The following is a 24,155-nucleotide window of genomic DNA, read 5'->3' as shown; positions in this document are numbered from 1 at the left end:
AAAACAGCCCTTTTTGAGAGCTTAAGTCCTGTTTTTCCGGCATGACGTTCTTTTCGTACATCGAACTCAGGTTAAAAAACTAATATTAACGGGAGACTAAAGGAGGTTTTTCTCGAAGGCAAATCTTACCAAGCCGGCTAAGTTTTTTACACCTAGTTTATTGATAATATTTTTTCGGTGTGTATCTACCGTGTAGGCACTAATGGATAGTTTTTCGGCTATTTCATTGGTAGTATGTTCAAGGGCTATAAGCTTCACTATCTCCACCTCTCTTCGGGTAAGCTGCACTTCGTCTATAGCTGCCTGCGTTTTTTCAAGACTCTCCACCAACGAGTCGGTTACAGCTTGCGTGTAATATCGCCTGCCTTCATGAATCTCGCTAATAGCAAAAATCAAATCTTTCTTGCCTGCATTTTTAAGCACACATCCTTGTACTCCTTCTTCAATAAGTTGCTTGGTAAACTGGGGATTGTTGTGCATGGTTAGAATTAACGTTTTAATCTCGCGCCCCTGTTGTTTTAAAGCTCTAACCAGTTCAATACCATCCATTTCCGGCATGTTGATATCCAATAGCAGTACATCGGGCCACAAGGTTTCCAGCTTACGCAAGGCTTCTTTGCCATTGAGAGCACTGCCAATGATGGCTATTTCATCAACTTCTGAAAAAATAGATGAAATCCCATCAATGACTACCTGATGATCGTCTACTACAAAAATCTTAATCATTTATAATTGGAATGTCTATTGAAATACTTGTACCCGCTCCTTTGCCTGAATCTATATGAAAATTGCCGTTTAACTTATTCACTCTGGCCTTAAGGTTGCTTAACCCTATTCCTCCTCCCTTAATACCTTCGTTTGGATTAAAGCCTTTTCCATCGTCCTCAACTATAAGGTTTACGCTGTCTTCATTACGAATGAGCTGAATGGTGGCCTCTTTGGCCTCAGAGTGTTTCAGTATGTTGCTGATTAGTTCCTGTACAATGCGGTAGAGCTGCAATTCCTGCTCACCATTTAAAGCGTTATCCAGATTGTGCTGAATAAGATGAAGCTTAATTTCACCAGATTCGTTAATTCGATCGGCCAGATCTTTCAAAGCCGGCACCAGCCCAAACTTGGCCAACACGCCAGAAAGTAGGTTGTGAGATATATTTCTCACTTCACCGGCTGCCAAGTCTAATAACTCACTGGCGGTCAGAAACTTTTTCTTCTCCGGATTATCTTGTGGCAGCTTTTCTTCCACAGCACTAAAATGAAGCTTCACCATGGACAATATGCCTCCCAATCGATCGTGCAAGTCTATGGCTACGCGCTTTCTCTCCTGCTCTTGCCCTTCTAAGATCCCTTGAAGTGAAGCTATCTCCTGCTGCTGCAAAAGTTCATCGATTCGCTGCTTATTCAGTTCCTCATTTTTAGCAGCAATTGCCTTTATATTCTTACGCTTCTGGTCAATGATATATAGCCAAATGGAAAAAATGATAACCACCGCAATGGATATTATAAGTACTATTCTTTTATTCCTTTCTTGTTGAAGTGCTCTAAAACGTTGTTGCTCAGCTTCAAGTTCTGCCGAAGCTGTTTCATACTGAGCCCTGTACTCCAATACTCTATCTTCATAATTGCTGGAATAAATTTCTATTAAAAGCGAATCTGACAGATTCCAATAATAGAGTGCACTATCTGTGTTATTAAGATATTGATGAACAAATGCTAAATCTTTACTCGCGTTTCTAGCCACTTCCGTTAAGGGAATATCTAGGCTTTTAACATGAGAAAACAATAGGAAGTGTTTGGCACTATCTAAATAAGGCCTATGATTCTTCTGGTCCAGTTTAAAATGCTGGAGATAAGTACTTCCTAAAAAGTAAGTATGACTAATGGCATTTGACTTTTCTCCTACCCTTTCATACAATTCAATGGCCTCATTTCTATACACAGATGATTTGATAAATTCTTTACGTGCATAATAATTTCCGGCCAAATTAGTGGCTGTATAAGCAAGCATTAGATAGTTATCCGGGGCATTTCTCATGTAATACTCTTGAGCCATGGTAAACATTTTAAATGCAGAGTCTAAATACAGAACCGCTTGAACAGTATCGTAGGTTGGATGTGATTCATCTAAAGCATTAAACCCAAACTGATGGTAAACCACACCTAAACCTAAATCGGCTCGTACAACAAAACTCTCGTTTCCCCATTTGCGGGCTGTCTCTTTCGCCTTTACATACTCATCAATAGCCAAATCCAGCTTTCTAATCCGATAATAAACAGAGGCCATAACAAAATATGCTCTGGTCATAAATTCATAGTTCTCCTCCATTTCTGCCGCCAGGGCAACTTGATTAGAAAGTAAAAGAGCTGAATCATATTTTGCCCCTATACTGTAGTCGTCCGCCTCTTTGATTAACCTCGTCCATTCTTGTTCCTGTTCTGTTTGGCCTAATAGAACAGCCGGCAAAAAGGCTAGACCTACTAAACACTTTAAAACTCTCGAAACCGATTTTATCATTCGCTATTAATTAGGTGCCGCTTCCTGGTGGAGGTGTAGACCCAGATTCCTCCGAGTTGTCATCCGGCTGCGGATCAGTCGGTGGATCCTCCGGATCGGGAGTTCTATTTAAATAAATTTTACCAAGACTTCTATAAAATCTTTCATCTGAAATGTTGAGTTGGTGTTTCATATGCACGCTGTTTAATTAGAAAAAAATAAACCCGGAGATAAACAATCATCAGGTAATTGTATCTGTATTGACGTATCGTGCATGGTCAGAACACAAACAAAGCTTTCTTTAGGCACGAAAGAAATACCTGAATTTAGGTATTTCTATCAATTTTTACTTCACCGTTTTCCCTTTCGTAAATTCTTAATACCTTTGCCCCCCAATGGCAGAGGGATGCGACCAGCTCCTGCTGAACTCCCCCAGGCTGGGAACAGAGCAAGGGTAGGCGGTTGTAGCGGTGCGACATCCTGATGCCTTTTTTTATTCCCTTCATTATCGTATTATCACGATAAACTTTTCAACTTCACATGTCTGTTTATCTGGCTGAATTTATCGGCACTACTATACTTCTCTATTTTGGGAATAGTGTGAATGCCGCCACTTCTCTGAATAAATCATATGCCCAGGGCTCCGGTTGGGTAATCACCACCTTAGGATGGGGGCTAGCCGTAACTTTTGGCATTTATTCTGTGGGCAATATTAGTGGGGCCCACATTAATCCGGCAGTCACAACTTCACTGGCCATGGCCGGTGAAATTGAGTGGCAAATTGTGCCGGGTTATATCATATCTCAATTACTAGGTGGAATTTTTGGAGCTACGCTAGCCTGGCTACAGTATTTACCACACTGGAGAAAAACGGAAGACCAAGCCACCAAACTGGGAGTTTTTTGTACTGCCGGAGCCATAGACCAAAAAAGCGCCAACCTCATCAGTGAAATGCTAGGCACCATGATTCTAATTGTCGGACTTATGATGATTGGCGCCAATAAATTTACCGAAGGCCTAAACCCCTTGGTGGTGGGAGGACTCATTGCTCTCATTGGAATGGCCCAAGGCGGAAGTACAGGCTATGCCATTAACCCGGCCAGAGACCTTGGCCCCCGGCTGGCTCATTTCATTCTACCCATTAAAGGCAAGGGATCCTCTAACTGGTCCTACGCCTGGATTCCCGTTTTAGGACCGTTTATAGGAGGTGGTGCCGGTGCAGCTCTTTACTATCTCATCTTTAAAGGAGTAACCAGCAGCTTGGGCTGGGCTGCCATTGGGCTTATGATCACGGCCATTATCGTTGCCATTATTGAGGAATCGAGGAAGTAAAAAAGCTCATGAAAATCAAAAAGATAGAATTCTTTAAGGCTCACATCCCCTTAAAAAAAACATTTGCCACCTCGCTGGGCAAAAGAGATACTACCACCAGCATATTCGTTAGAGTCACCAACCAAAAGGGTCTTTGTGGTTGGGGAGAGTGTAGTCCATTTCCTCCGATTGTTGGCGAAACACCCGAAACCTGTTTTATAGTCGGAAAAATGTTGGCCGAAAAACTCCTCAATGAGGACCCGAGAGAAGTGGGCCATGTATCAAAACTCATGGATCGAATAATTTTTGGACACACGGGCATAAAATCGGCTATCGACATTGCCTGCCACGATTTATGGGCTAAAAGTTGTGACGAGCCACTCTATCTCGCAATGGGCGGACGGATCGAAAAAACTATCAGAACAGACTTTACCATAAGCCTGGATTCTGTAGAGACCATGACCAACGATGCCCTTGAAAAAGTACAAGAGGGTTTTAAAACTCTAAAAATCAAGTTGGGAGATGATGCTTCCAAAGACATCAAACGTATTAAATCCATTCGTCAGGCAGTTGGCAATTCTATAGACCTAAGGGTGGACGCTAACCAAGGCTGGACTCAAAAAGAGGCGATAAGGTGTCTGAATGAAATGGCCAGTCTGAATATTCAGTACTGCGAAGAACCAATAAATAAGAGGCGTTATTACCAACTTAAGAAAGTAATTAATAACAGTCCTGTTAAAATAATGGCCGATGAGTCTCTCATGGACCATGTAGACGCCAGGAAGCTGGTAAAAGGTGGTTATTGCGATTACTTCAATATTAAGCTCGGCAAATCGAGTGGATTGTATAAGGCACGAAAAATACTTAAGGTAGCTGAACGCTACGGCATTCTTTGTCAGATTGGTGGTTTTGTAGAAAGTCGCCTGCTCTTTACTGCCAATACTCACCTGGCTCATCTCTCCGACCTGGTCCGTTTCTATGACTTAGACAGCCCTCTTTTTCATCAATTCGACCCAATTGTAGGCGGAATGGAGTATCAGAAAAACTGGGATATACGAATACCCGACCAACCGGGATTGGGTCTGGAGGTATCGGCCGACTTTTTAAAGGAGTGCGAATCGCTTACGGTAGAGTAAAGACTTTTTCCTATATTTAGAGGAGACTGCCTCTAACCGATTCAGAATAATCTTCCTAACCGCAAACCATTCTGAACCATGAAAAAAGTATTACTCTTCCTTCTACTCTTTATCTCGTTGTCTTTACCTGCTCAGAACCTGGAAACCAAGTTTGTATGCACATACGGTGAAGGCGGAACACCCGATTTGCTATGCATGCAAATGCAACGGTCGTTCTCCAGCGGAGAGGATGCTAACGAAGCAACAAAAAAAATACTCAGGGTACTTGGCCTGGCTCCGAACTTCATTATGGTACCCTGCCCTAATATTGCCAATTGTGCCGCAGTTACCCTCAATGACGGATTTCGCTACATTGTTTATGACAGGGAGTTTATGCAAAAAATATCGAATGCCGCCAGTAATGACTGGACATCAATTAGCATTCTGGCACATGAGATTGGGCATCACTTACAGGGACACACCCTAAGAAGAACCGGCAATGAGGAATCTCGCAAAATGGAGTTAGAAGCCGATCGTTTCAGTGGGTTTGTTTTGCAGAAACTAGGTGCAAAACTTACAGATGCCCAGGCAGCCATGAACGCCATTGGCCACCCTGAAGACGACTCTTACTCAAGTCATCCGGCCAAATTCAAACGACTCAATGCCATTAAAGAAGGATGGAATGACGCAGCCGGAATAACAAATACTCCCACCACTACCACTCCGGAAACAACGACTAAAATCGAAGTTTCTAAACTTGATGTGGAAATATCTGATGCCACTTCGCTCAACTTTCATGATGTAATCCAGTCAGACAATTTTCCGATGCTCGGAGATTCGTGGAATGCCGGCTATAATTACAAAGCTGCTGTATACGATTACAATCACTGGTATGTATTCATGCAAAAAGATTTTGGTGCATGGCAGGCATATAGGCGAAGAGACAATTTTCCTAAAGACGAAATCAAAGAGTTGTGGAATAAAAATAATTCGATAATCACCAGTCTCGACTACTACAATGACGAATGGAGTCTGGTAATGACTTCCTTCGACAATAAATTCATCAAACAACGCTGGTCCACTAACGGGCAGTTTCCAGAAGAGAAAATAAAAGAATCCTGGAAAGAGGGTTACTACATTACTGAGGCGGCTTATGGGAACGGGCTGTGGGCCATAGTTTTTAACAAAACCAACAATTACGAAAAGTTCACCAATCAGTACTATGGTCGGTATGATGAGTTTCCCAAAGAAAAAATTAAGGAGTATTGGGATAAGAACTGGTTCATTACTACGCTGAAGTATTTAGACGATAAGTGGTTATTGGTAATGACCGAATATGCTGACCGAAATGCCTCCAACTATATGCAGCGCTGGAATAAAACGACCGAGTTCCCTATGGATAAACTCTTGAAAAATGACAACGAGGGTTTGAAACTTCAAAGTGTTACCTACGGTGATGGGTTTTGGGTAACCGTTATGGAGAGATGGCGATAACGACAACCGGATATCCCTCATCATATCATCCCATTATGGGAATTATTCTCTTTATGAGCCTATATATTGTCGAAAAACAGCCCACACACGCTCTAAACGCAATGGCCTCTGATTTGCAACCTTGTTTGGCATGGAAAAGACTATGCAAACAAATACTCAGAAAAAGACAAGTGCAGCCAACAAAGCCTTCATGATTATGGTTACAATAATTGGTGTGTTCATTAGCTATCAAACCATTATGGACATCGTAATTAGCTAATCTGATACAGAGCAACTTCACCAACATCAGATTAGCTTTATCTATAATAACCGAATGCTATTTCTTAGCACCAATCATAAGGAGTTCGTTTAAATTAACCTCCGTAACATACCGCTTTTCGCCAGAACTCGTCTCATAACTTCTGTGAGTAAGCTTGCCCTCGAGCGCCACCTCCTGTCCTTTCGAAAGATACTCCCCTGCTATCTCTGCCACCTTACCCCAGGCCACCACATTGTGCCATTGCGTTTCTTCTACTTTATCGCCACTAGCGTTCCTGTAGGAGTCGGTAGTTGCCACTGAAAAAGTAGCCAGCTTTTTGCCACTGGCCAACACTCTTACTTCAGGATCCTGTCCCAATCTTCCAATTAACTGTACGCGGTTTCTTAAATTTTGCATGATTATAAAATTTAGTTTTAACATCTGTTGGTGTCGTATCGGGTTTTCCGATTTGACACTGACAAAGTAAGAGCTGTTCACTCCGAACATTCGGTAATTAAATGGCTGTAAGTGTTTGTAGTCGTTTGCAAACGGATAATTGCTGTTTTTCGCTATTTTAGACTATTCAACAAACACACCATGAACGAAAGAAAATGCCTGGAATGCGGTGAAGTGCTCCGTGGTAGGGCGGACAAAAAGTTTTGCGATGATGCCTGTAGAAACGCTTATAACAATAAGCTGAACTCGGATGCCAACAATTACATGCGAAACGTTCACTACTTGCTAAGAAGAAACAGAAGAATTCTGGAAGAACTAAATCCTGAGGGAACCTCAAAAATAGCCCGCTCAAGACTGATAGAAAAGGGGTTTGATTTTGACTATCATACAAGCACTTACACTACCCGCGCAGGAGCCACCTACTATTTCTGCTACGAGTATGGTTACTTACCTCTGGAGGGCGACCAATTGGCCCTTGTAAAGAAAAAGGAGTACATAAACTAAAGAATGCCCTGACCCAGGCTCTGCATAAACCATAACCTCCTATAGCTTAACCCACTGTAAGTTTTTCACCTTGAGAGAAGCCATGGATCTGTAGGGATACACCTTCTTCACCCTATTCCAACTCCAGATACCGGGGGTAAGCCACCATTGTTCGGGCACCCTGTAGTTTAACTCTGCAAGCGCGCCTAACTTTCTCAAACCCACACCGCTTAAACCATTACCATTACCGGCTTCGAGCATCAACACGGCATCGGTTGCTTTATGATGTGCTACCGATATAAAAGTATGTCCGTGCTTCCATTGGCTTTTCCATCCGTGCACCACAGACCAGGGCAAAGGACGATCTTCGTTAGATTGCCTTACGGCCATTCCGGACTCCACACAGGCCGTGACCGGTGAAAAATAGTCTTCTGCCGATGGTTGAGTCATTTGACGATGGTTCCTTTCGCTCCAGCAAAAGTCGGGAAAGCTCTTGCGCCAGGCCTGTACCAAAAGAGCCTCTATAAAACCAGCACTATGAGGCGGCTGCCCGGCATAGGCCCTGCCTATTTCTTTTTTCTCTTTCTTTGAACTATAAGCGGAATATCCCTCGTCAGTGAATTTTTCAAGTTCTTCTAGCAGCACCGATTCTTCTACAGCCCCTTCCCACTCCGTAGCAGATCGATGTTGAGTGATGGATGTAAGTGTACGGGTAATTCGCTCTGTTATTCCCAAGTTCTCTGAACTAACCAACGGTTGCTCCTCCCTGTCCGGGTTAACAATGGCATAGTGCTCATCTTGCCAGCGCGAACAAACCCATACCTCTCCAAAATCGAGGGTCTGAACTTTCAAATAGTCCGTCTCTGGCGAAGGAAAGTTGTTCTTAATTTCTTTTATGGCATAATGTCCTTTGTCTAAGTAACCTATGGCTACCGAATTTGGATGAGGTTCCAGGAACCCTTTTATTGACCTTTTTAGCCATACAATCATAAAAACTAACGTGTGTTATTCGCAAAATTAACAGAAAATAAATAATTCATCATAAAGAAAGCCAAAACTATATCTTCGGAAAAAACAATTTATGAATGCCTAAAATGCATGCTTTTACACTGTCTGTCGGTATAAAAAAAACACTAGCTTTGTACATCTTTCAAGCTAAAAAAACAAACATGAAGTTCTTTATTGACACCGCTAATCTGAATGAAATTCAAGAAGCCTATGACCTTGGTGTTTTGGATGGCGTAACCACCAATCCTTCACTTATGGCCAAGGAAGGCATTGCCGGAGAAGCCAATGTAAAGGCCCACTATAAAGCCATTTGCGACATTGTAGATGATAACGTAAGTGCCGAGGTAATTGCTACTGACTTTGATGGAATGATTAAAGAAGGTAAAGAACTTGCCAAGATTGACGACAAGATTGTGGTTAAAATTCCGATGATTAAGGATGGAGTTAAGGCCATTAAATATTTTACAGCAGAGGGTATACGAACCAATTGCACCCTGGTGTTTTCGGCCGGTCAGGCTTTGCTGGCAGCCAAAGCAGGAGCATCATACGTATCTCCATTTATTGGAAGGCTTGACGATATCAGCTATGACGGACTTCAGTTGATTGAACAAATTGTAGGCATTTATGACAATTACGGTTACATGACCGAAGTTTTGGCCGCCTCTATCAGACACACCATGCACCTTATTCAATGTGCCGAGATTGGTGCCGATGTAGCCACCTGCCCACTGAAGGTTATTACCAGCTTGTTGAACCATCCGCTTACTGATAAGGGACTGGCTCAGTTTTTAGCAGATCATGCCAAGGCCAATGGGTAAAACAATAGTTAAAGCTCCGGGTTATTCAAATACTCCGGAGCTAACATCAGAAATGTACATCATCAAAGTAAAAGGCAAGGCCAAAATTCCTGACTACATTCAGTTGAGAGACGAAAACTTTGTATTGATAGCCTACTTTAGAGCCGATCGTCCGCTGAAAAATCTGGACAAGTATGGACTAGAAGGCAAAGAGGTGGCGTTAAGAAAATTGATTACTGAATTGCCTTTTGGCAAACTTCAAAAACTAGAAATCTAAATGACATTTTCGGGAGAGCCAATAGTGCGCATAGTAGATGCGAGCATTTTTCAGGAAGACACTACTGTTTTAAACAACATAAACCTTAAAATAGACAAAGGTGAATTCGTATATCTGGTTGGCCGCACAGGAAGCGGAAAAAGCTCTCTCCTCAAAACTTTGTATTGCGACCTCCCCTTACACATGGGCAGCATTCGGATTGCCGGATTCGACATTGAGAACATCAAACGAAACCAAATTCCATTACTAAGAAGAAAGCTGGGTATCATCTTTCAAGACTTTCAACTCCTGCCCGACCGTAACGTGGCCGAAAACATATATTTTGTGATGCGTGCCACCGGCTGGACAGACAAGGCAAAAATGAAAAGCCGCCTGGCCGAAGTATTAATGCGTGTAGGCCTTGGCTCTGTATCGAGCAAAATGCCTCACCAGCTCTCCGGAGGCGAGCAACAACGAGTGGTTATTGCACGCGCACTTGTAAACGAACCATCGCTGCTTATTGCCGATGAGCCTACGGGCAACCTTGACCCGGAAGTATCTGAAGGGATTTTTAAGACGTTTTTGGAAATTAACAAAAGCGGAACCGCCATTTTAATGGCAACCCACGACTTTAAGCTGATAGAAAACTACCCGAAACGCACGCTGAAGTGTGAAAAAGGCTTTGTAATTGACTCTGCCAATCCGGTAGAAAAAGCCTAGCTCAAAGGGAGTTTACCTCCATCTCTTTCTTCATTTCTTCAGGCAGTTGCTCCTGTTCAATAATTTCTAACTGACTATCTATTACATGGAGCTTTTGCCTTAATAAATGAACCAGCCGCTCCAACACCTGTTCAGAGGGCTGACTCTCCAGAAACAGTTCTCTCAGGTCAGAATAAATCTCATCCAGCTCCTTCATCTCAACCTGTAAATCGAAGCTAGACTCTCCTTTCACTTCAGAAAGTCGCTCTCTCTTGTTGTTAATCAATGAAGTGTAGAAGGTTTCTAACTCCTCAAAATGCTGCACACTGGCCAGTTGCTCTTCCAGAGGTTCGGATTGATTGTATTTGTCGGTCAAAAGAAAGGCTACCACTCCCAACAGGAGAATAACAGCGGCTTTCCACAGCCAAAGGCTCTGAGTTTTATTATCTCTTCTTTGGTCAAAGCCAAGTTCGGCTTCAATCTTCTGCCAGTTTTCAGGCCTTGGTTCGTGAGAATCGAACGACTCGCGGTTATTGCGAATCAACGCTTCCAATTTGTCATTATCCTGCATACTTCAATTCCTCCTTAACTATCTCTTTTAATTTTTTCTTCGACCTGTTGAATTGCGATTTGGAGGTTGACTCTGTAATTCCCAAAATTTGGGCAATTTCTTTGTGGTCGTAGCCCTCAATAAGGTATAAAGTGAGCACTAATCGATACCCCTCCGGCAACCGGTTGATCCCTTCTTTTACGAGTTGAAAATCATAGGTCACATCGGCTTCATCTTCTTTGGTTTCTAACAATGCTTCGGCATCTTCCTTACCCTCCACAGACTCTAAATCGAACCTCCTCTTCTTTACCAGGTTAATCGCATTATTAATTACTATTCTTTTAAGCCAACTACCAAAAGAGGCAGTCCCTCTATAGTTTGCCAGGTTCTTAAAAGCACTTACGAAGGACTCTTGCAACACATCTTCTGCATCCATTTCATTACCAGTTATGCGCAAACTGGTATTGTACATTGCTCTGGAGTACAGCTTGTATAGTTCATAATGAGCCGATCGGTCGCCCTGCAAACAGCGATCGATAATTCCCTGATGAATATTGTGATAACCGGTACTCAATTCTTTAAGGTCGGGCTAAAGACACCAAAGTCTGCCCAGGGTTGCATAAGAAAGATAAGGATATTCGGAGCCGACTCAAAAAATTAGGTGCCCGACAAAAAAGAAGGCTTCTCTAACCACCTCATTGCCATGAATGCCGGTTGTTTGAAAAGCCTGGTTTTAATAAAGTGCTGTTGGTTTTTATCCTTTGTTCAGTTCGGCCAGACTATTTTTGGCGGCCTCAAACTCAGGTGTAATCTCCAATGCTTTGGTAAAGTGGGTTCTGGCAGCTTCTACATTGCCTTGATCTTTGGCAATTAATCCTCTCAAATTTTGAAGAGCTGCAGCAAAGGCAACTTCCTGTACGGAGCCATCTTGTTTAGAGAGACTAATTTTATCACCATCTTTAATTTTGCTCTGCAAAATATTGAGGTTTGCCTTGGCCTCTTCATACCTATCAATCATGTACTGTAAATAAGTTATCTGATACAGAATAGTTGTATTTTCTGTATTCAGCCACATGGCCTCGTATTGTTCAATGGCTTTGTCGTACAGGCGGAGACTTTCGTAGCTCAATGCTGCAATTTCAAGGGCCACCATATTATTTGGGTGCAGTTTCACCATGTCCATAGAAACCATTGCACTTGAAACATACTGCCCATTATTGAAATATAGCTCTGCCAACGACCGAAGCACGGACGTATCTCTGGGGCTAAGAATAGCCATTTCCATTAGAGCCTGACGGGTAAGTACCCCATCGTTGTAGCGCTGCGCTCTATTATATAGCGCAACAGCCTTAGCGTATTCATTAGAAATGTAGGTGCTGTCTTGTGCAAAACTGATTTGGCTGCTCAACGTGAGTACTAGGGCCATCAGCAAAAGTCTGAACTTCATCATTTTATGGTTATTAATTCTTATCGTTTACAACAACTAAGCCTTTTTCCTCACCTAGTTTAAGTAGGAACCTGTAGGCTTCGTCAAATTCATTCTGGATTTCACCTTCCAACACTGCTTCTTTCAACGCCTCTTTGAGTTCACCAACTACGCGGCCCGGTTGAAGGCCAAAAGTACGCATAATGATTTCTCCGGTGATAACGGGTTGAAAGTTACGAATTTTATCCTTCTCCTCCACCTCGCGCATTTTTTGTTCAACCTTATCGAAATTGCTCAAAAAACGCTTCACCTTCAGGTTATTTTTAGAAGTAATATCGGCCCTGCAGAGAGTCATGAGGTCTTCAATATCGTCTCCGGCCTCATAGAGCAATCGCCTTACGGCCGAATCGGTAATTTCCTCTTTCACCAGTGGAATAGGCCTAAGATGTAGCCTCACTAGTTTCTGCACGTAGCGCATGGGCTCCCCCATGGGTAGCTTCATTCTCCTAAAAATGCCCGGCACCATTCTGGCCCCTTTATCTTCGTGGCCATGGAAGGTCCACCCCACCTTTTTGTTGAACCGCTTCGTAGCCGGTTTGGCAATGTCGTGTAATATGGCCGCCCAACGCAACCACAGGTTATCGGTGTTTTGACTTATGTTGTCTAGCACCTGCAGGGTATGATAAAAGTTGTCTTTATGCGATTTATCTTCAATGGTTTGCACACCTTGTAGTGCAACCATTTCCGGAAATATCTCTTTTAGCAAACCACTATGAAACAGTAGCTTAAACCCATAAGAAGGCTCTTCGGAAAGAATAATCTTATTGAGCTCAACAATAATTCTTTCTTTAGACACAATACCAATCCGTACGTTCATCTGTAAAATACCTTCGAAAGTATCGGCATCAATATCGAATTTCAGCTGAGAGGCAAACCTTATGGCACGCATCATTCTTAGCGGATCGTCTGAAAAGGTTGTTTCAGGAGCCAACGGGGTTTTAATAAGCTTTTCCTTTAAGTCGTTTTGCCCGTCAAACGGATCGACCAGCTCGCCATATCTGGATTCATTAAGACAAATGGCCATGGCATTGATGGTGAAATCTCTGCGGTTCTGATCGTCTTGCAAGGTGCCGTTTTCAACTACTGGTTTACGTGAGTTTCTCTGGTAAGATTCTTTTCTGGCACCCACAAACTCCAATTCCCAGTCAGACTGTTTAATGCTGGCCGTACCAAAGTTCTTGAAAACATTAAAAGGAAGCTTCCCTCCAAGAGCTCTATGCACCTCTTCTGCCAGTTGCACACCACTGCCCACACACACAAAGTCTATGTCTTTACTTTCTCTTTTTAACAGAAGGTCTCTTACATAACCTCCTACTACATAGGTTTCCAACCCTAGTTTATCTGCCACCTTGCCAACGGTTTTAAAGATTGGCTCTTGTAGTTTCGAAGAAAGATTCATGAGGTTTAAGCTAAAAGGCTGCAAAGTTAGGGCTTTATTCAGGGCTATTCAAAAAATGGTCCGGGCAGTTCACACAAAGAATAAATTTGTCGGGGCGGTTTCAAATGAAAAGTCTTACCTTTGTGTCCCATAAGTTAATTTCTGTTTATCCAAACTTATGGCATCAGCTAAATACATATTCGTTACCGGTGGGGTAACATCTTCCCTTGGAAAAGGTATTATTGCGGCATCTCTTGGCAACCTATTGCAAGCCAGAGGTTACCGCGTCACCATCCAAAAATTCGACCCATATATTAATGTAGATCCGGGCACACTTAACCCCTATGAACATGGAGAGTGCTTTGTGACAGACGATGGGGCCGAAACGGATCTTGACTTGGGGCACTACGAGCGTTTCTTAAATATTAGAACCTCACAAGACAACAATGTTACAACCGGACGCATCTACTACGATGTTATAACCAAGGAACGAAGGGGCGACTATCTGGGTAAAACTGTGCAGGTAATACCGCACATTACCGATGAAATTAAACGCAACTTTTTTAAACTGGGCGAAACGGGCAACTACGATATCGTGATTACGGAAATTGGAGGTTGCGTGGGCGATATTGAATCGCTCCCGTTTATTGAAGCTGTACGCCAGGCTCGGTGGGACGTTGGCGAGTCGAACTGCCTGGTCATCCACCTAACGCTTATTCCTTATTTGAGCGCGGCAAAAGAACTTAAAACTAAACCCACTCAGCACTCTGTAAAACAATTGCTTGAGGCAGGAATTCAACCGGATATACTGGTTTGCCGATCAGAAAAACCCCTTCCAAACGACATTCGCAAAAAACTGGCTCTTTTCTGCAACGTTCAGCTCAACTCGGTTATCGAAGCACTCGATGCGGACACTATTTATGATGTGCCTTTGCTCATGAGAAAAGAAAAACTGGATGAGCGAGTGCTTACCAAGTTTAGACTTCCTCACAAAGAGCAACCGGAAGTTGAGGAATGGCGCAGATTCCTTAGTAAGCTTAAAAACCCTACCAATGAGGTAAACATTGGTTTGGTAGGAAAATATGTAGAGCTCCCCGATGCCTATAAGTCTATAGCAGAAGCGTTCATTCATGCTGGCGCCCACTTAGAGTGTAAAGTGAACATTCACTGGATTTCTTCGGAGGGTATTTCTTCCAAATCCGTACATAGAACTTTACGCGACATGGATGGGGTATTGGTAGCTCCGGGTTTTGGAGAACGTGGTATTGAAGGAAAAATTGAAGCCATTCGCTATGTAAGAGAAAATGATATACCGTTCTTTGGCATTTGCCTGGGCATGCAGTGCGCGGTGGTAGAGTTTGCCCGCAATGTATTGGGGCTTGAGGGAGCCGCTTCTTCCGAAATGGACAAAGAGACACCTCATCCGGTAATAGATCTTATGGAAGATCAAAAAAATATTCAGGATTATGGTGGCACCATGCGTTTAGGGGCTTATCCTTGTAAACTCAAAAAAGGAAGCAAGTCTTATGCGGCCTATCAAAGTACAACCATTGAAGAAAGGCACAGACACAGATATGAGTTTAACAACACATACCTGCAAGCTTTTGAAGATGGCGGAATGAAAGCAACGGGTATAAACCCTGACTCTGGGCTTGTTGAAATTATGGAAATTGCCGGCCACCCCTATTTTGTGGGTACTCAATTCCACCCAGAATTAAAAAGTACTGTCATGAATCCGCATCCACTTTTTGTGAGTTTTATTGATGCGATAGTTAAATCGAAGAAAAATTAATTAGTATACATATGGACAGAAATCAGGCCGTTGGCCTTGTCTTAATTGCGGTCTTATTGATTGGTTACTCTCTGGTGTTTAAGCCACCGGTGCAAGAGCAACCGCTTGTAACAACCGATTCTACAACGGTAAGCACTCCGGCAGATATTGCGGTAGAAAAACCCCAGACTGAAGCACCTGATGCCGCAGAGCAAGACTCTGTGCTTAGCTCTCAGTATGGTGTTTTTGCCTCTGCCATGAACGGAGAAAACAACAAGTTTCAGGTTGAAACAGAAAAGGCCAGATACAATTTTAGCACCAAAGGTGGAATCATTGAATCAGTAGAACTGAAAGAGTACCTCAACCATAAAAAAGAGCCGCTCATTCTTTTCGATAGTGAGAGTTCTAGCCTCGATCTGCAAATAGGAACAACCCATGGCATTATTGACCTGACCGACCTGTACTTTGTTCCGGACAGCCAACCCGAACTAGTTCAGGCGGGCGATTCTACCCGAATTGTATTTACAGCCACCTTGGCCGATGGCTCTACTGTACAACAAACCTATACGCTGTTTGGAGATCGTTATGACCTCCATTATAACCTCAAACTGAACGGGCTTCAGAACAAGGTACTTTCCAACGAAATAACCTGGGTTTGGGAAGACAAAATGAAGCGTTTCGAAACCAATTTGGACGATGCACGAAACAAAACCACCGTACGCTACTATACCCTTACAGAAGATTCAGACAATCTGAAAGAGATGTCTAACGAAGCTCAGCAAGAAACCATTGGTGAGGGAATAAAGTGGGCTAGTTTTTCGCAGAAGTTCTTTAATGCGGGTATTATATCTCAAAATGGATTTACCAGTGGCACCTTGTTTAACGCTCCTGTAAATGACACTTCTTATGTGGAGCTCGGGCGTATGGAGCTCAAAATGCCCGTAGACAATCTTTACAATGGAGCTGACTTTACCTATTACTATGGCCCGAACAGTTACAAAGTACTCAAAAGAGTAACAGAAGCTTATGATGACAATGTATACATGGGCTATAAGCTGGTTAGCTGGGTAAATAAATATATCATTGTTCAGCTTTTCAGCTTTCTGGAACAACACATCTCCAACTATGGTGTCATCATTATCATCATAGTACTCATTATTAAACTGGCCCTTTTCCCGCTTTCCAGAAAGTCTTACCTCTCGATGGCGAAAATGAAAGTGCTAAAACCTGAGTTGGATGCGCTAAAGGAAAAAACCGGTGGCGACATGCAAAAGATGCAGCAGGAGCAGATGAAGCTTTATCGAGAAATGGGCGTAAACCCAATTAGTGGTTGTGTACCACTGCTTTTGCAAATGCCTTTCTTGTTTGCTATGTTCTTCTTCTTCCCGAATTCCATAGAACTTAGGCAAGAATCATTTCTGTGGGCCACAGACCTTTCTACCTACGATGTGCTCTTTAACCTTGGTTTTACCATACCTTTCTATGGGTCGCATGTTAGTGGGTTCACCTTGCTCATGACCCTTTCTACTCTGGCCATTACCTGGTCCAACAATCAGGTAAGTACTGTGCAGGGGCCTATGAAAAACATTGGTTATATAATGCCGGTAGTATTCATGTTTGTGTTAAACAGCTATTCGGCAGGTCTTAGCTTCTACTACTTTATTTCCAACCTGGTTACTTTCGGTCAGCAAACCATGATTAGAAGGTTTATCGATGAAGATAAAATCAGAGAGCAACTGGAGGAAAATAAGAAGAAGAATGCGACAAAAGGCAAATCTAAGTTTCAGCAAAGACTGGAGAATGCCATGAAGGCAAGCCAGGAAGCTAAGAAACAACAACAGAAAGGCCGAAAGAAGAAATAAAAGTATAAGACGAAGCGTCTCAAAAACGTAAAACTCGCTATTCTCCCTTAGCCATTTAAATGGCTTATTTTAGAACGTAATGCTCTACTCGTAAACTAGCAGTATTCGCTCTAATCTAAGTTCTTATACAGACAAATAGCTAAAGAATAACGATGGAATGATTTTGAGACGCTCGTTTATTGTACCCATTGCCCTTGCCAAAACACTACGATTGACCATTTCGAAACCCTCTAAACCCCACCCTACCAGCAGCATTTAATTTCTCTCTTACTTTAAAGTACCTGAAAAACGTTGCCTTGTACTCCCCAAGGTTTCTTGGCCTCATATTTCAAAAGCTTCTTTCATACCCCTCATTTTAAAGGCCTTATAAAAGGTCAACTCCTTTCACACATAATAAGTCCAAGGCTATCAACACCTTAAAAAGTTATCAACGATCTACCCCTTGATTGTGTGCATAAACTCTGGATTAATCTTTCGCCTATTCTTATATCTTTGTACCCTCTACTTAACAGGAGAAAATTCAGGCCGAAACATGAAATTCACTTACTACGGACATTCGTCTTTTCTAATTGAGACCATGGGTAAGCAATTACTGTTCGACCCATTTATAACACCTAATGAGTTGGCCAAGGGAGTAGATATTAACTCCATAAAGCCCGATTACATTATACTAAGCCATGGTCATGGAGACCATGTAGCGGACGTGGAAGCTATTTACAAGCAAAGCAATGCTACCATTATTTCTACCTTCGAAGTAGTGACCTGGTTTGGCAATAAAGGGCTGGAACGTAACCATCCCATGAACCATGGCGGAGCCAAAACGTTTGACTTTGGCACCCTAAAACTGGTAAATGCTGTACATTCCAGCTCTATGCCAGACGGCAGCTATGGAGGGCACCCGGCCGGAGTAGTTATCCACAACAGTGAAGGCTGCTTCTACTATGCCGGAGACACCGCATTGACCAAAGACATGGAACTCATTGGAGAAGAGTTTAGCCTTGATTTTTCTATAATGCCGGTTGGCGACAATTTTACCATGGGGGTAAAAGATGCAATGAAAGCCTGCGAAATGGTGAAATGCAATAAGCTTATTGGTGTTCATTTCGACACCTTCCCCTATGTGGCCATTGACCATGAACAAGCTATGCAAATAGCCGAGGCCAATGGTGTAACCCTAACACTACCAACAATTGGAGAAACCCTTTCACTCTAAATATACATGGGCAAAATTATAGCCATAGCAAACCAAAAAGGCGGGGTCGGAAAAACCACTTCTGCCATGAACCTGGCCGCAAGTCTTGCCGTGCTGGAATATAAAACACTGGTGATTGATGCCGATCCACAGGCCAACACAACATCTGGCTTGGGGCACAACCCCAGAGAAATTGAAAAGAGCATTTACGAATGCATGGTGGGCAAAGCCGACATCCGTGATTGCATTATAGAAAGCGAAGTTTCCTTTCTACACCTTGTTCCTTCACACATCAATTTGGTGGGAGCAGAAGTAGAAATGGTTAACATTAGCAATCGCGAAGAAAAAATGCGCGAAGTGCTAAGCGAAGTACGCGATGAGTACGACTTTATACTCATAGACTGTGCCCCTTCTCTGGGGCTCATTACCGTCAACGCACTTACAGCTTCAAATTCCGTAATAATCCCCGTTCAGTGCGAGTATTTTGCCTTAGAAGGACTCGGTAAATTGCTCAACACAATTACTATTATACAGAAACGTTTAAATTCAAGCCTCGAAATTGAAGGCATTCTGCTCACCATGTATGACGTACGCCTGCGCCTGAGCAATCAGGTGGTCGAAGAAGTACAAACGCATTTCAAGAACATGGTTTTTGAAACCATTATTCCAAGAAATGTGAAGTTGAGCGAATCGCCTAGTTTCGGTATTCCGGCCATTGTGCACGATGCCGAAAGTAAAGGCTCACTGGCCTACTTAAGTTTGGCTAAAGAAATTGCAGAAAAGAATAAAGTTTAATTTTTGAGCATGGCAGCTAAATCTCCAAAACGTAAGAATGCATTAGGAAGAGGCCTGGGGGCACTTTTGGAGGATTCTACGAACAACACCGTTTCATCAGACATTGCCTCTTCTGCAGGTGGTAGTCTCAATGAAATTCCGTTAGACCAAATACAGGTAAACCCATATCAGCCTCGTACCCACTTTGACAGAACCGCTCTGGAAGAGCTGGCAGAAAGTATAAAGGTACAGGGGATTATACAGCCAATTACTGTTCGCAAGCTAAGCGATAAGGAATATCAGCTGATCTCAGGAGAACGCAGGTTTCAGGCTTCTAAAATAGCCGGACTGGAAAATATTCCTGCCTACATTCGTACGGCCGATGACCAACAAATGTTGGAAATGGCCCTTATTGAGAACATTCAGCGAGAAAATCTAAACGCCATTGAAATAGCCCTGAGCTACCAGCGACTGCTCGATGAATGCAACCTCAAACAAGAAGAGCTGGGAGACCGGGTAGGCAAAAACAGAACAACTGTTAACAACTATTTGCGATTACTCAGGCTGCCTCCCGACATTCAAGCCGGTATCAGAGACCAGAAAATATCGATGGGTCATGCCAGAGCTATCATTAATGTTGAAGACGTGGCCAAGCAGCTCTATATTTACAACAAGACCGTAGAAGAAGGACTTTCTGTTAGAAAAGTAGAGCAGCTGGTACGTGATTTGATGTCCAAAAGCGTTGACGACCCCAAACCGGAAAAGAAAGGCAGTAACCATCATAAAAACTATGAGGTGCAGCAAATTCAAACCAAGCTGTCTTCACACTTCGGCACACGGGTAAGTCTCAAAGCAGACGGTCAGTTTAGAGGAGAAATAAAAATTCCATTTGTTTCTACCGAAGACCTGAACCGCATTTTGGAAATCATTAGTCTATAATGCACCTAAAATCTGTTTACGCTATCGCTTTTCTTATTCTGGCGCTGAGCGCTCAAGCTCAGCAACAAAGTGGAGCTATTAAGAATGGCGTAACGTATGGCGATACGGTAAAAATCAAGAAAACAGAAGGCAAGTACTACAATCCAAAAGTGGCAGCCAGAAGATCGGCCATGATTCCCGGCTGGGGGCAAATTTATAATGACAGCTGGTGGAAGGTGCCCATACTATACGGAGGTTTCGGCACCGCCATATACTTCATCTATTTTAATGATGACCGCTATCATTTTTTTAAAACAGAACTAGCCATTGAGCGGGCTAAAGACCCGCAAGATCAGAATGCCAATCGCATACGAGTTTTTAGCCGAAATGCTGATGCATGGCGCAGAAACCGTGATTTGGTGGTACTCACTATGGTTGGCATATACGGGCTTCAGATCATAGATGCCACCGTAGATGCTCACCTAAAAGGATTCAATGTAGACGATAACCTTTCGCTCAATTTGAAACCCAAGTTTGGAGTGATCAATGACGGAACTCCTTTTATTGGAATGAAGTTTACTTTACCCATAGGCAAATGAATATTTTACTTTTAGGTTATGGCAAAATGGGCCAACTCATAGATGAACTGGCCACCGCCCAAGGCCACCATGTGGTTGAACGAATTCATGTAGACAACCGTGAACTACTCGAAACACTGGATCCCAAAACCGTTGATGTAGCCATTGAGTTTAGCCAGCCTGAAGCAGCCGTTGAGAACATTAAATGGTGTCTTCAAAGACAAATTCCGGTAGCCGTGGGCACTACCGGCTGGCTTGACCAAAAACCGGAGATTGATGCCTATTGCTCGCAACACAAGGGCACTTACCTATTTGCCTCTAACTACAGCATTGGAGTAAATGTATTTTTCAGACTCAATGAATACCTAGCCCAGTTAATGGCCTCGCAGGCTTATGAAGTAAGTACCAAAGAAATTCATCATACCTCTAAAAAAGATGCTCCGAGCGGCACCTCCATTACACTGGCAGAAGGCATACTGAAACACCTTACCCAAAAGAAGAAATGGGTGAATCATTCCACTAACCAACCCGATGAACTGGCCATAGTTTCTGAGCGTATAGACCCCGCTCCGGGAACACACGAAATTACCTACACCTCTCCGGTTGATACCATTGAAATAAAACATACGGCTCATTCCCGAGAGGGCTTTGCCAGAGGAGCCATTGCCGTGGCCGAATGGCTCAAAGATCAGAAAGGTATAAAAACCATGAATGAGTTTTTGGAGAGCAAGTTCCAGGCTTAGTTACAAACACCACTTTAACTACCGAACAGACACAAGTCACTTCTATTAATTACCATATTGTTTTGCACTACTTGCTTTAAAGCCCGATCTTTTATTTGCTTTTACAGAACAGTCTATTTGGAATAGGCGAGGATAAAATGAATGTTTCTTTCTCGATCTGTACGGCAAGGGTTATTGGTGAGGGCACAAATATAGAAATTAACCTCTTTCAGCTTAAGTGAGTACGTTAAACTTCTTACGTACACAAGCAACAGAACCATATAAAATATTCACACTAAATGAAACTAACCAAACATGAAATTCTCTATTGGAGTCATCGGGTTCCTTCTCTCTAATTTCCTCTACAGTTTTCAAGAAATCATTAAGGTAGAAGTCAATGAATTAAAGACCTTAAACCTCTCTCAAATAGCTACAAGCCTCGAACCTATCATTCTGGAAGTTCCTCCCAAAATGGAGGATCGGTTTTTCACCAATATAGCCTTAAATGAAGATTACATTTTCGCTCTTACACTTAGTGAGAATATGCCGGCTAACTCCAGACTACTGCAGTTTAAAAGAAGCGGAAAATTTGTTCGGGAAATTGGCGAAATGACTGAAGGTTGGAACTCACTATTCTTCGATAGCAAGAATCAAATTATAGGCGTTAATAACGGCCAAAAAATCTTTCAATATAATTATCAAGGCAAGCTTTTTGGAGAAGTTAAAGCTATTGGCAGAGACCAAATAGTTCACAGGGGTAGACACTACGCTGTCTCAATTAACTTCCCGGCTTTAGGAGAACCTATTGACTATAATCTTGTACAAACCAATGAAGCTGGTGAAGAAGAGAAACTACTAATTGAATTCCAAGACAATTCAACAGTCACGGTTGGGCAACACATGCGTTTCTCAAAACACGGGGCTGATTTATTATTGTGGAATAATATTGACCATACATTCATTCTGATTAAAGACGGCTACACTCAGGTTAAGTACAGGTTGAAATTGGACAAAGGCTTAAAAACGAGAGCTAACTCTATGATTATTGGCGATTGGCTAATACTTCCTTCGCAAAGAACTAAGCAAAATATCATCAAACTAATTAATCTAAAATCAGGTGAGTCGTTTGAGACCTTAGACCGTTACGATATTGGAATTATTGATGATATGGCCAATAATGGCTTTGTTAAACTCCATGAAACCGCAATCTATGGCGATATCGAGAATAAAATCTTCTTCCTTAAAAATGCTTCTGACATTGAGAACATCAAAAATGATTACCCCCCTGGATCTAAGGTGTTATTAATCGCTACACTCAAATAAAACATGAATTCTATATACCGCACAATAGGCTCTCTTGTATTTATCAGTCTACTTTTATCTTGCTCTCCTTCAAAAAAAGATAACAACCTTGCTTTCATTGATATACCTGTTGAAGCGGCAAAAGAAATTAAACTCTCAACCGTGGCAATGGAAGTTGACTCCATTGCCTTAGAGACTCTTGAGAACAATCTTATTAGCCGAGTTATAAATGTAGTACACAGCGATGGGTCACTCTTTGTAGGAGACATTAACGCACTTTTTAAGTTCACCTGGGAGGGAAAGTTCATTAAACGAATAGGAAGTATAGGACAAGGGCCTGGCGAATACCTTAACGTCTCAGATATTGCCTTAGATAAAGAAAAAGGGTATATCTATTTAGCCTCTAACCTAAGTCAGAAAATAGTATGTTACGACACTGATGGCAACTTTATACGAGAGACAAAAGTTATTGGTTTAAACGGAGTAAAGTTACTTGCAGGGTCTTTGTATTGTATTTTCACACAACACAGAGCATCAGCTACCGATAAAACTAAATGGTTTAATGATGCCTACCTTATCAAATTTAATCAGGATTTCATAGCAACAGATACAGTACTCATCAAGTCTGTAAAGGCCAATAAGGGTACCGCATCTATTTCCGATTGGACGGGAGACCGGATAATTTCTGAAGTCAATGGTGAAATTTATGTTTACATGAATGAAGTTATGAAGGAGCCCTTTGTAAGAGATACACTATTTAAGGTGAAACATGGTGAAAAGACCGCTTCATTAAAGCTGAATTTTGGCATTACAAACCCCATGGAAGAGCATCTTTTTGTGAAGAGTATTCTCAGAACAGAGAACCATCTCCTAATAGACTTTAGCGTAGAATCATACTCGGGTATATCAGTAGTCGAATTGACAGGAAAGAAAGTTAACATAGCCAAAGGCTTTTTCCTAGATGACGTCTGGAATACCGGGTTTGCCCGGCTCATGCCTTGGAATTTAGCTAATGAAGAGTTTTATTTTATGAAAGAATCAATGGAGCTCGCTGCTGTCTTTGATGACATTAAAGGAGAAGAAAACCCCATTCTTTTTATTGTGGAATTAAAAACTGGATTTTTGTGAAATTGTGATCACTAGCAACTTTACATCACGTAATCTAGATTCTACCATTCTTGGTATATCTAATTATAGGGTTACTTACTTAAGTTGCAAGAAGTATATTTCTGAACCTTGCCTCCATTTGTGTCCTCACAAATGGCTGTTAAAAG

The 24,155-nt window shown here is 42.3% G+C and carries 25 protein-coding genes and 1 other RNA gene; 18 read left to right on the top strand and 8 right to left on the bottom strand.

Translation table 11 applies throughout. The features are described 5' to 3' along the window. Positions 1-96: 96 nt before the first annotated feature. Both B3O12_RS17515 and B3O12_RS17510 read right to left on the bottom strand, forming a co-directional pair. Positions 97-726 carry a response regulator gene (locus tag B3O12_RS17515; RefSeq protein WP_189630695.1) on the bottom strand — a complete coding sequence of 210 codons (630 nt, stop codon included), beginning with the start codon at positions 724-726 and terminating at the stop codon, positions 97-99. Then, positions 719-2,512, bottom strand: coding sequence for a sensor histidine kinase (locus B3O12_RS17510; protein WP_286757252.1), 1,794 nt, complete (start codon positions 2,510-2,512; stop codon positions 719-721). The genes B3O12_RS17515 and B3O12_RS17510 overlap by 8 nt, the downstream gene beginning before the upstream one ends. A 379-nt stretch (positions 2,513-2,891) precedes the next feature. Here B3O12_RS17510 and ffs point away from each other — a divergent pair. The 5 genes from ffs (at position 2,892) to B3O12_RS17485 (ending at position 6,670) form a co-directional block, all read left to right on the top strand. After that, positions 2,892-2,979, top strand: an RNA gene (ffs, locus tag B3O12_RS17505) — signal recognition particle sRNA small type. A 52-nt stretch (positions 2,980-3,031) separates the two neighbouring features. Further along, positions 3,032-3,823, top strand: a complete 792-nt coding sequence (locus B3O12_RS17500) for an MIP/aquaporin family protein (protein ID WP_286757250.1) — start codon at positions 3,032-3,034, stop codon at positions 3,821-3,823. Between the two features lie 8 nt (positions 3,824-3,831). Beyond that, complete coding sequence (locus B3O12_RS17495) at positions 3,832-4,938, top strand: mandelate racemase/muconate lactonizing enzyme family protein (RefSeq protein ID WP_286757249.1); 1,107 nt, start codon at positions 3,832-3,834, stop codon at positions 4,936-4,938. 78 nt (positions 4,939-5,016) lie between these two features. Beyond that, entirely contained in the window at positions 5,017-6,411 is a 1,395-nt protein-coding gene (locus B3O12_RS17490) for a DUF7477 domain-containing protein (protein WP_286757248.1), read from the top strand. Between the two features lie 130 nt (positions 6,412-6,541). Beyond that, positions 6,542-6,670, top strand: coding sequence for a hypothetical protein (locus B3O12_RS17485; protein WP_262891754.1), 129 nt, complete (start codon positions 6,542-6,544; stop codon positions 6,668-6,670). 57 nt (positions 6,671-6,727) lie between these two features. Here B3O12_RS17485 and B3O12_RS17480 read toward each other — a convergent pair whose 3' ends face one another. Then, complete coding sequence (locus tag B3O12_RS17480; protein ID WP_286757247.1) at positions 6,728-7,066, bottom strand: single-stranded DNA-binding protein; 339 nt, start codon at positions 7,064-7,066, stop codon at positions 6,728-6,730. A 180-nt stretch (positions 7,067-7,246) separates the two neighbouring features. Between B3O12_RS17480 and B3O12_RS17475 the strand changes: the two genes are divergently transcribed. Beyond that, on the top strand, positions 7,247-7,609 hold the full coding sequence (locus B3O12_RS17475; protein ID WP_189630689.1) for a hypothetical protein: 363 nt from the start codon (positions 7,247-7,249) through the stop codon (positions 7,607-7,609). Positions 7,610-7,648: 39 nt separating this feature from the next. On the opposite strand, the gene B3O12_RS17470 is transcribed toward B3O12_RS17475, so the two are convergent. Beyond that, positions 7,649-8,578, bottom strand: coding sequence for a hypothetical protein (locus B3O12_RS17470; RefSeq protein ID WP_286757246.1), 930 nt, complete (start codon positions 8,576-8,578; stop codon positions 7,649-7,651). Positions 8,579-8,757: 179 nt separating this feature from the next. Between B3O12_RS17470 and fsa the strand changes: the two genes are divergently transcribed. The 3 genes from fsa to B3O12_RS17455 are packed head-to-tail and all read left to right on the top strand — an operon-like array spanning position 8,758 to position 10,369. Next, the gene (gene fsa / locus B3O12_RS17465; RefSeq protein ID WP_189630687.1) at positions 8,758-9,414 is read left to right on the top strand and encodes a fructose-6-phosphate aldolase; all 657 of its coding nucleotides are present in this window, start codon (positions 8,758-8,760) and stop codon (positions 9,412-9,414) included. Between the two features lie 52 nt (positions 9,415-9,466). Continuing rightward, positions 9,467-9,670, top strand: coding sequence for a fructose-6-phosphate aldolase (locus tag B3O12_RS17460; protein WP_189630825.1), 204 nt, complete (start codon positions 9,467-9,469; stop codon positions 9,668-9,670). Continuing rightward, positions 9,671-10,369: a cell division ATP-binding protein FtsE gene (locus B3O12_RS17455; protein ID WP_189630686.1), complete on the top strand. Its 699-nt coding sequence runs from the start codon at positions 9,671-9,673 to the stop codon at positions 10,367-10,369. It abuts the gene before it with no gap. A gap of 1 nt (position 10,370) precedes the next feature. On the opposite strand, the gene B3O12_RS17450 is transcribed toward B3O12_RS17455, so the two are convergent. From B3O12_RS17450 to B3O12_RS17435, 4 genes are all read right to left on the bottom strand, one after another. Further along, on the bottom strand, positions 10,371-10,919 hold the full coding sequence (locus B3O12_RS17450) for a hypothetical protein (RefSeq protein WP_286757245.1): 549 nt from the start codon (positions 10,917-10,919) through the stop codon (positions 10,371-10,373). Further along, positions 10,909-11,472, bottom strand: a complete 564-nt coding sequence (locus B3O12_RS17445; protein ID WP_286757244.1) for an RNA polymerase sigma factor — start codon at positions 11,470-11,472, stop codon at positions 10,909-10,911. The genes B3O12_RS17450 and B3O12_RS17445 overlap by 11 nt, the downstream gene beginning before the upstream one ends. Before the next feature lie 180 nt (positions 11,473-11,652). Next, entirely contained in the window at positions 11,653-12,348 is a 696-nt protein-coding gene (locus tag B3O12_RS17440; RefSeq protein WP_189630683.1) for a tetratricopeptide repeat protein, read from the bottom strand. 10 nt (positions 12,349-12,358) lie between these two features. Next, positions 12,359-13,783: a CCA tRNA nucleotidyltransferase gene (locus B3O12_RS17435; RefSeq protein ID WP_286757242.1), complete on the bottom strand. Its 1,425-nt coding sequence runs from the start codon at positions 13,781-13,783 to the stop codon at positions 12,359-12,361. Between the two features lie 157 nt (positions 13,784-13,940). Between B3O12_RS17435 and B3O12_RS17430 the strand changes: the two genes are divergently transcribed. The 9 genes from B3O12_RS17430 (at position 13,941) to B3O12_RS17390 (ending at position 24,009) form a co-directional block, all read left to right on the top strand. Then, the gene (locus B3O12_RS17430; protein ID WP_189630681.1) at positions 13,941-15,554 is read left to right on the top strand and encodes a CTP synthase; all 1,614 of its coding nucleotides are present in this window, start codon (positions 13,941-13,943) and stop codon (positions 15,552-15,554) included. An 11-nt stretch (positions 15,555-15,565) separates the two neighbouring features. Beyond that, on the top strand, positions 15,566-17,395 hold the full coding sequence (gene yidC, locus B3O12_RS17425) for a membrane protein insertase YidC (protein ID WP_286757241.1): 1,830 nt from the start codon (positions 15,566-15,568) through the stop codon (positions 17,393-17,395). Between the two features lie 532 nt (positions 17,396-17,927). Beyond that, positions 17,928-18,608: a metal-dependent hydrolase gene (locus tag B3O12_RS17420; RefSeq protein ID WP_189630679.1), complete on the top strand. Its 681-nt coding sequence runs from the start codon at positions 17,928-17,930 to the stop codon at positions 18,606-18,608. 6 nt (positions 18,609-18,614) lie between these two features. Then, on the top strand, positions 18,615-19,382 hold the full coding sequence (locus B3O12_RS17415; RefSeq protein ID WP_189630678.1) for a ParA family protein: 768 nt from the start codon (positions 18,615-18,617) through the stop codon (positions 19,380-19,382). A 9-nt stretch (positions 19,383-19,391) separates the two neighbouring features. Beyond that, the gene (locus B3O12_RS17410; RefSeq protein WP_286757239.1) at positions 19,392-20,300 is read left to right on the top strand and encodes a ParB/RepB/Spo0J family partition protein; all 909 of its coding nucleotides are present in this window, start codon (positions 19,392-19,394) and stop codon (positions 20,298-20,300) included. Continuing rightward, positions 20,300-20,878, top strand: a complete 579-nt coding sequence (locus B3O12_RS17405; RefSeq protein ID WP_286757238.1) for a DUF5683 domain-containing protein — start codon at positions 20,300-20,302, stop codon at positions 20,876-20,878. The genes B3O12_RS17410 and B3O12_RS17405 overlap by 1 nt, the downstream gene beginning before the upstream one ends. Further along, positions 20,875-21,600, top strand: coding sequence for a 4-hydroxy-tetrahydrodipicolinate reductase (gene dapB, locus B3O12_RS17400; protein WP_286757237.1), 726 nt, complete (start codon positions 20,875-20,877; stop codon positions 21,598-21,600). Before B3O12_RS17405 ends, dapB begins: the two co-directional genes overlap by 4 nt. Positions 21,601-21,894: 294 nt before the next feature. After that, positions 21,895-22,902, top strand: coding sequence for a 6-bladed beta-propeller (locus B3O12_RS17395; protein WP_286757236.1), 1,008 nt, complete (start codon positions 21,895-21,897; stop codon positions 22,900-22,902). A gap of 3 nt (positions 22,903-22,905) precedes the next feature. Continuing rightward, entirely contained in the window at positions 22,906-24,009 is a 1,104-nt protein-coding gene (locus B3O12_RS17390; RefSeq protein WP_286757235.1) for a 6-bladed beta-propeller, read from the top strand. Positions 24,010-24,155 lie beyond the last annotated feature (146 nt).

The sequence above is a fragment of the Roseivirga sp. UBA838 genome (genome assembly GCF_002296035.1).
GTDB classification, from domain to species: Bacteria; Bacteroidota; Bacteroidia; order Cytophagales; family Cyclobacteriaceae; genus Roseivirga; species Roseivirga thermotolerans.
The sequence above is the reverse complement of the archived record's forward strand: the minus strand, read 5'-3'. Positions and strand labels throughout refer to the sequence as shown.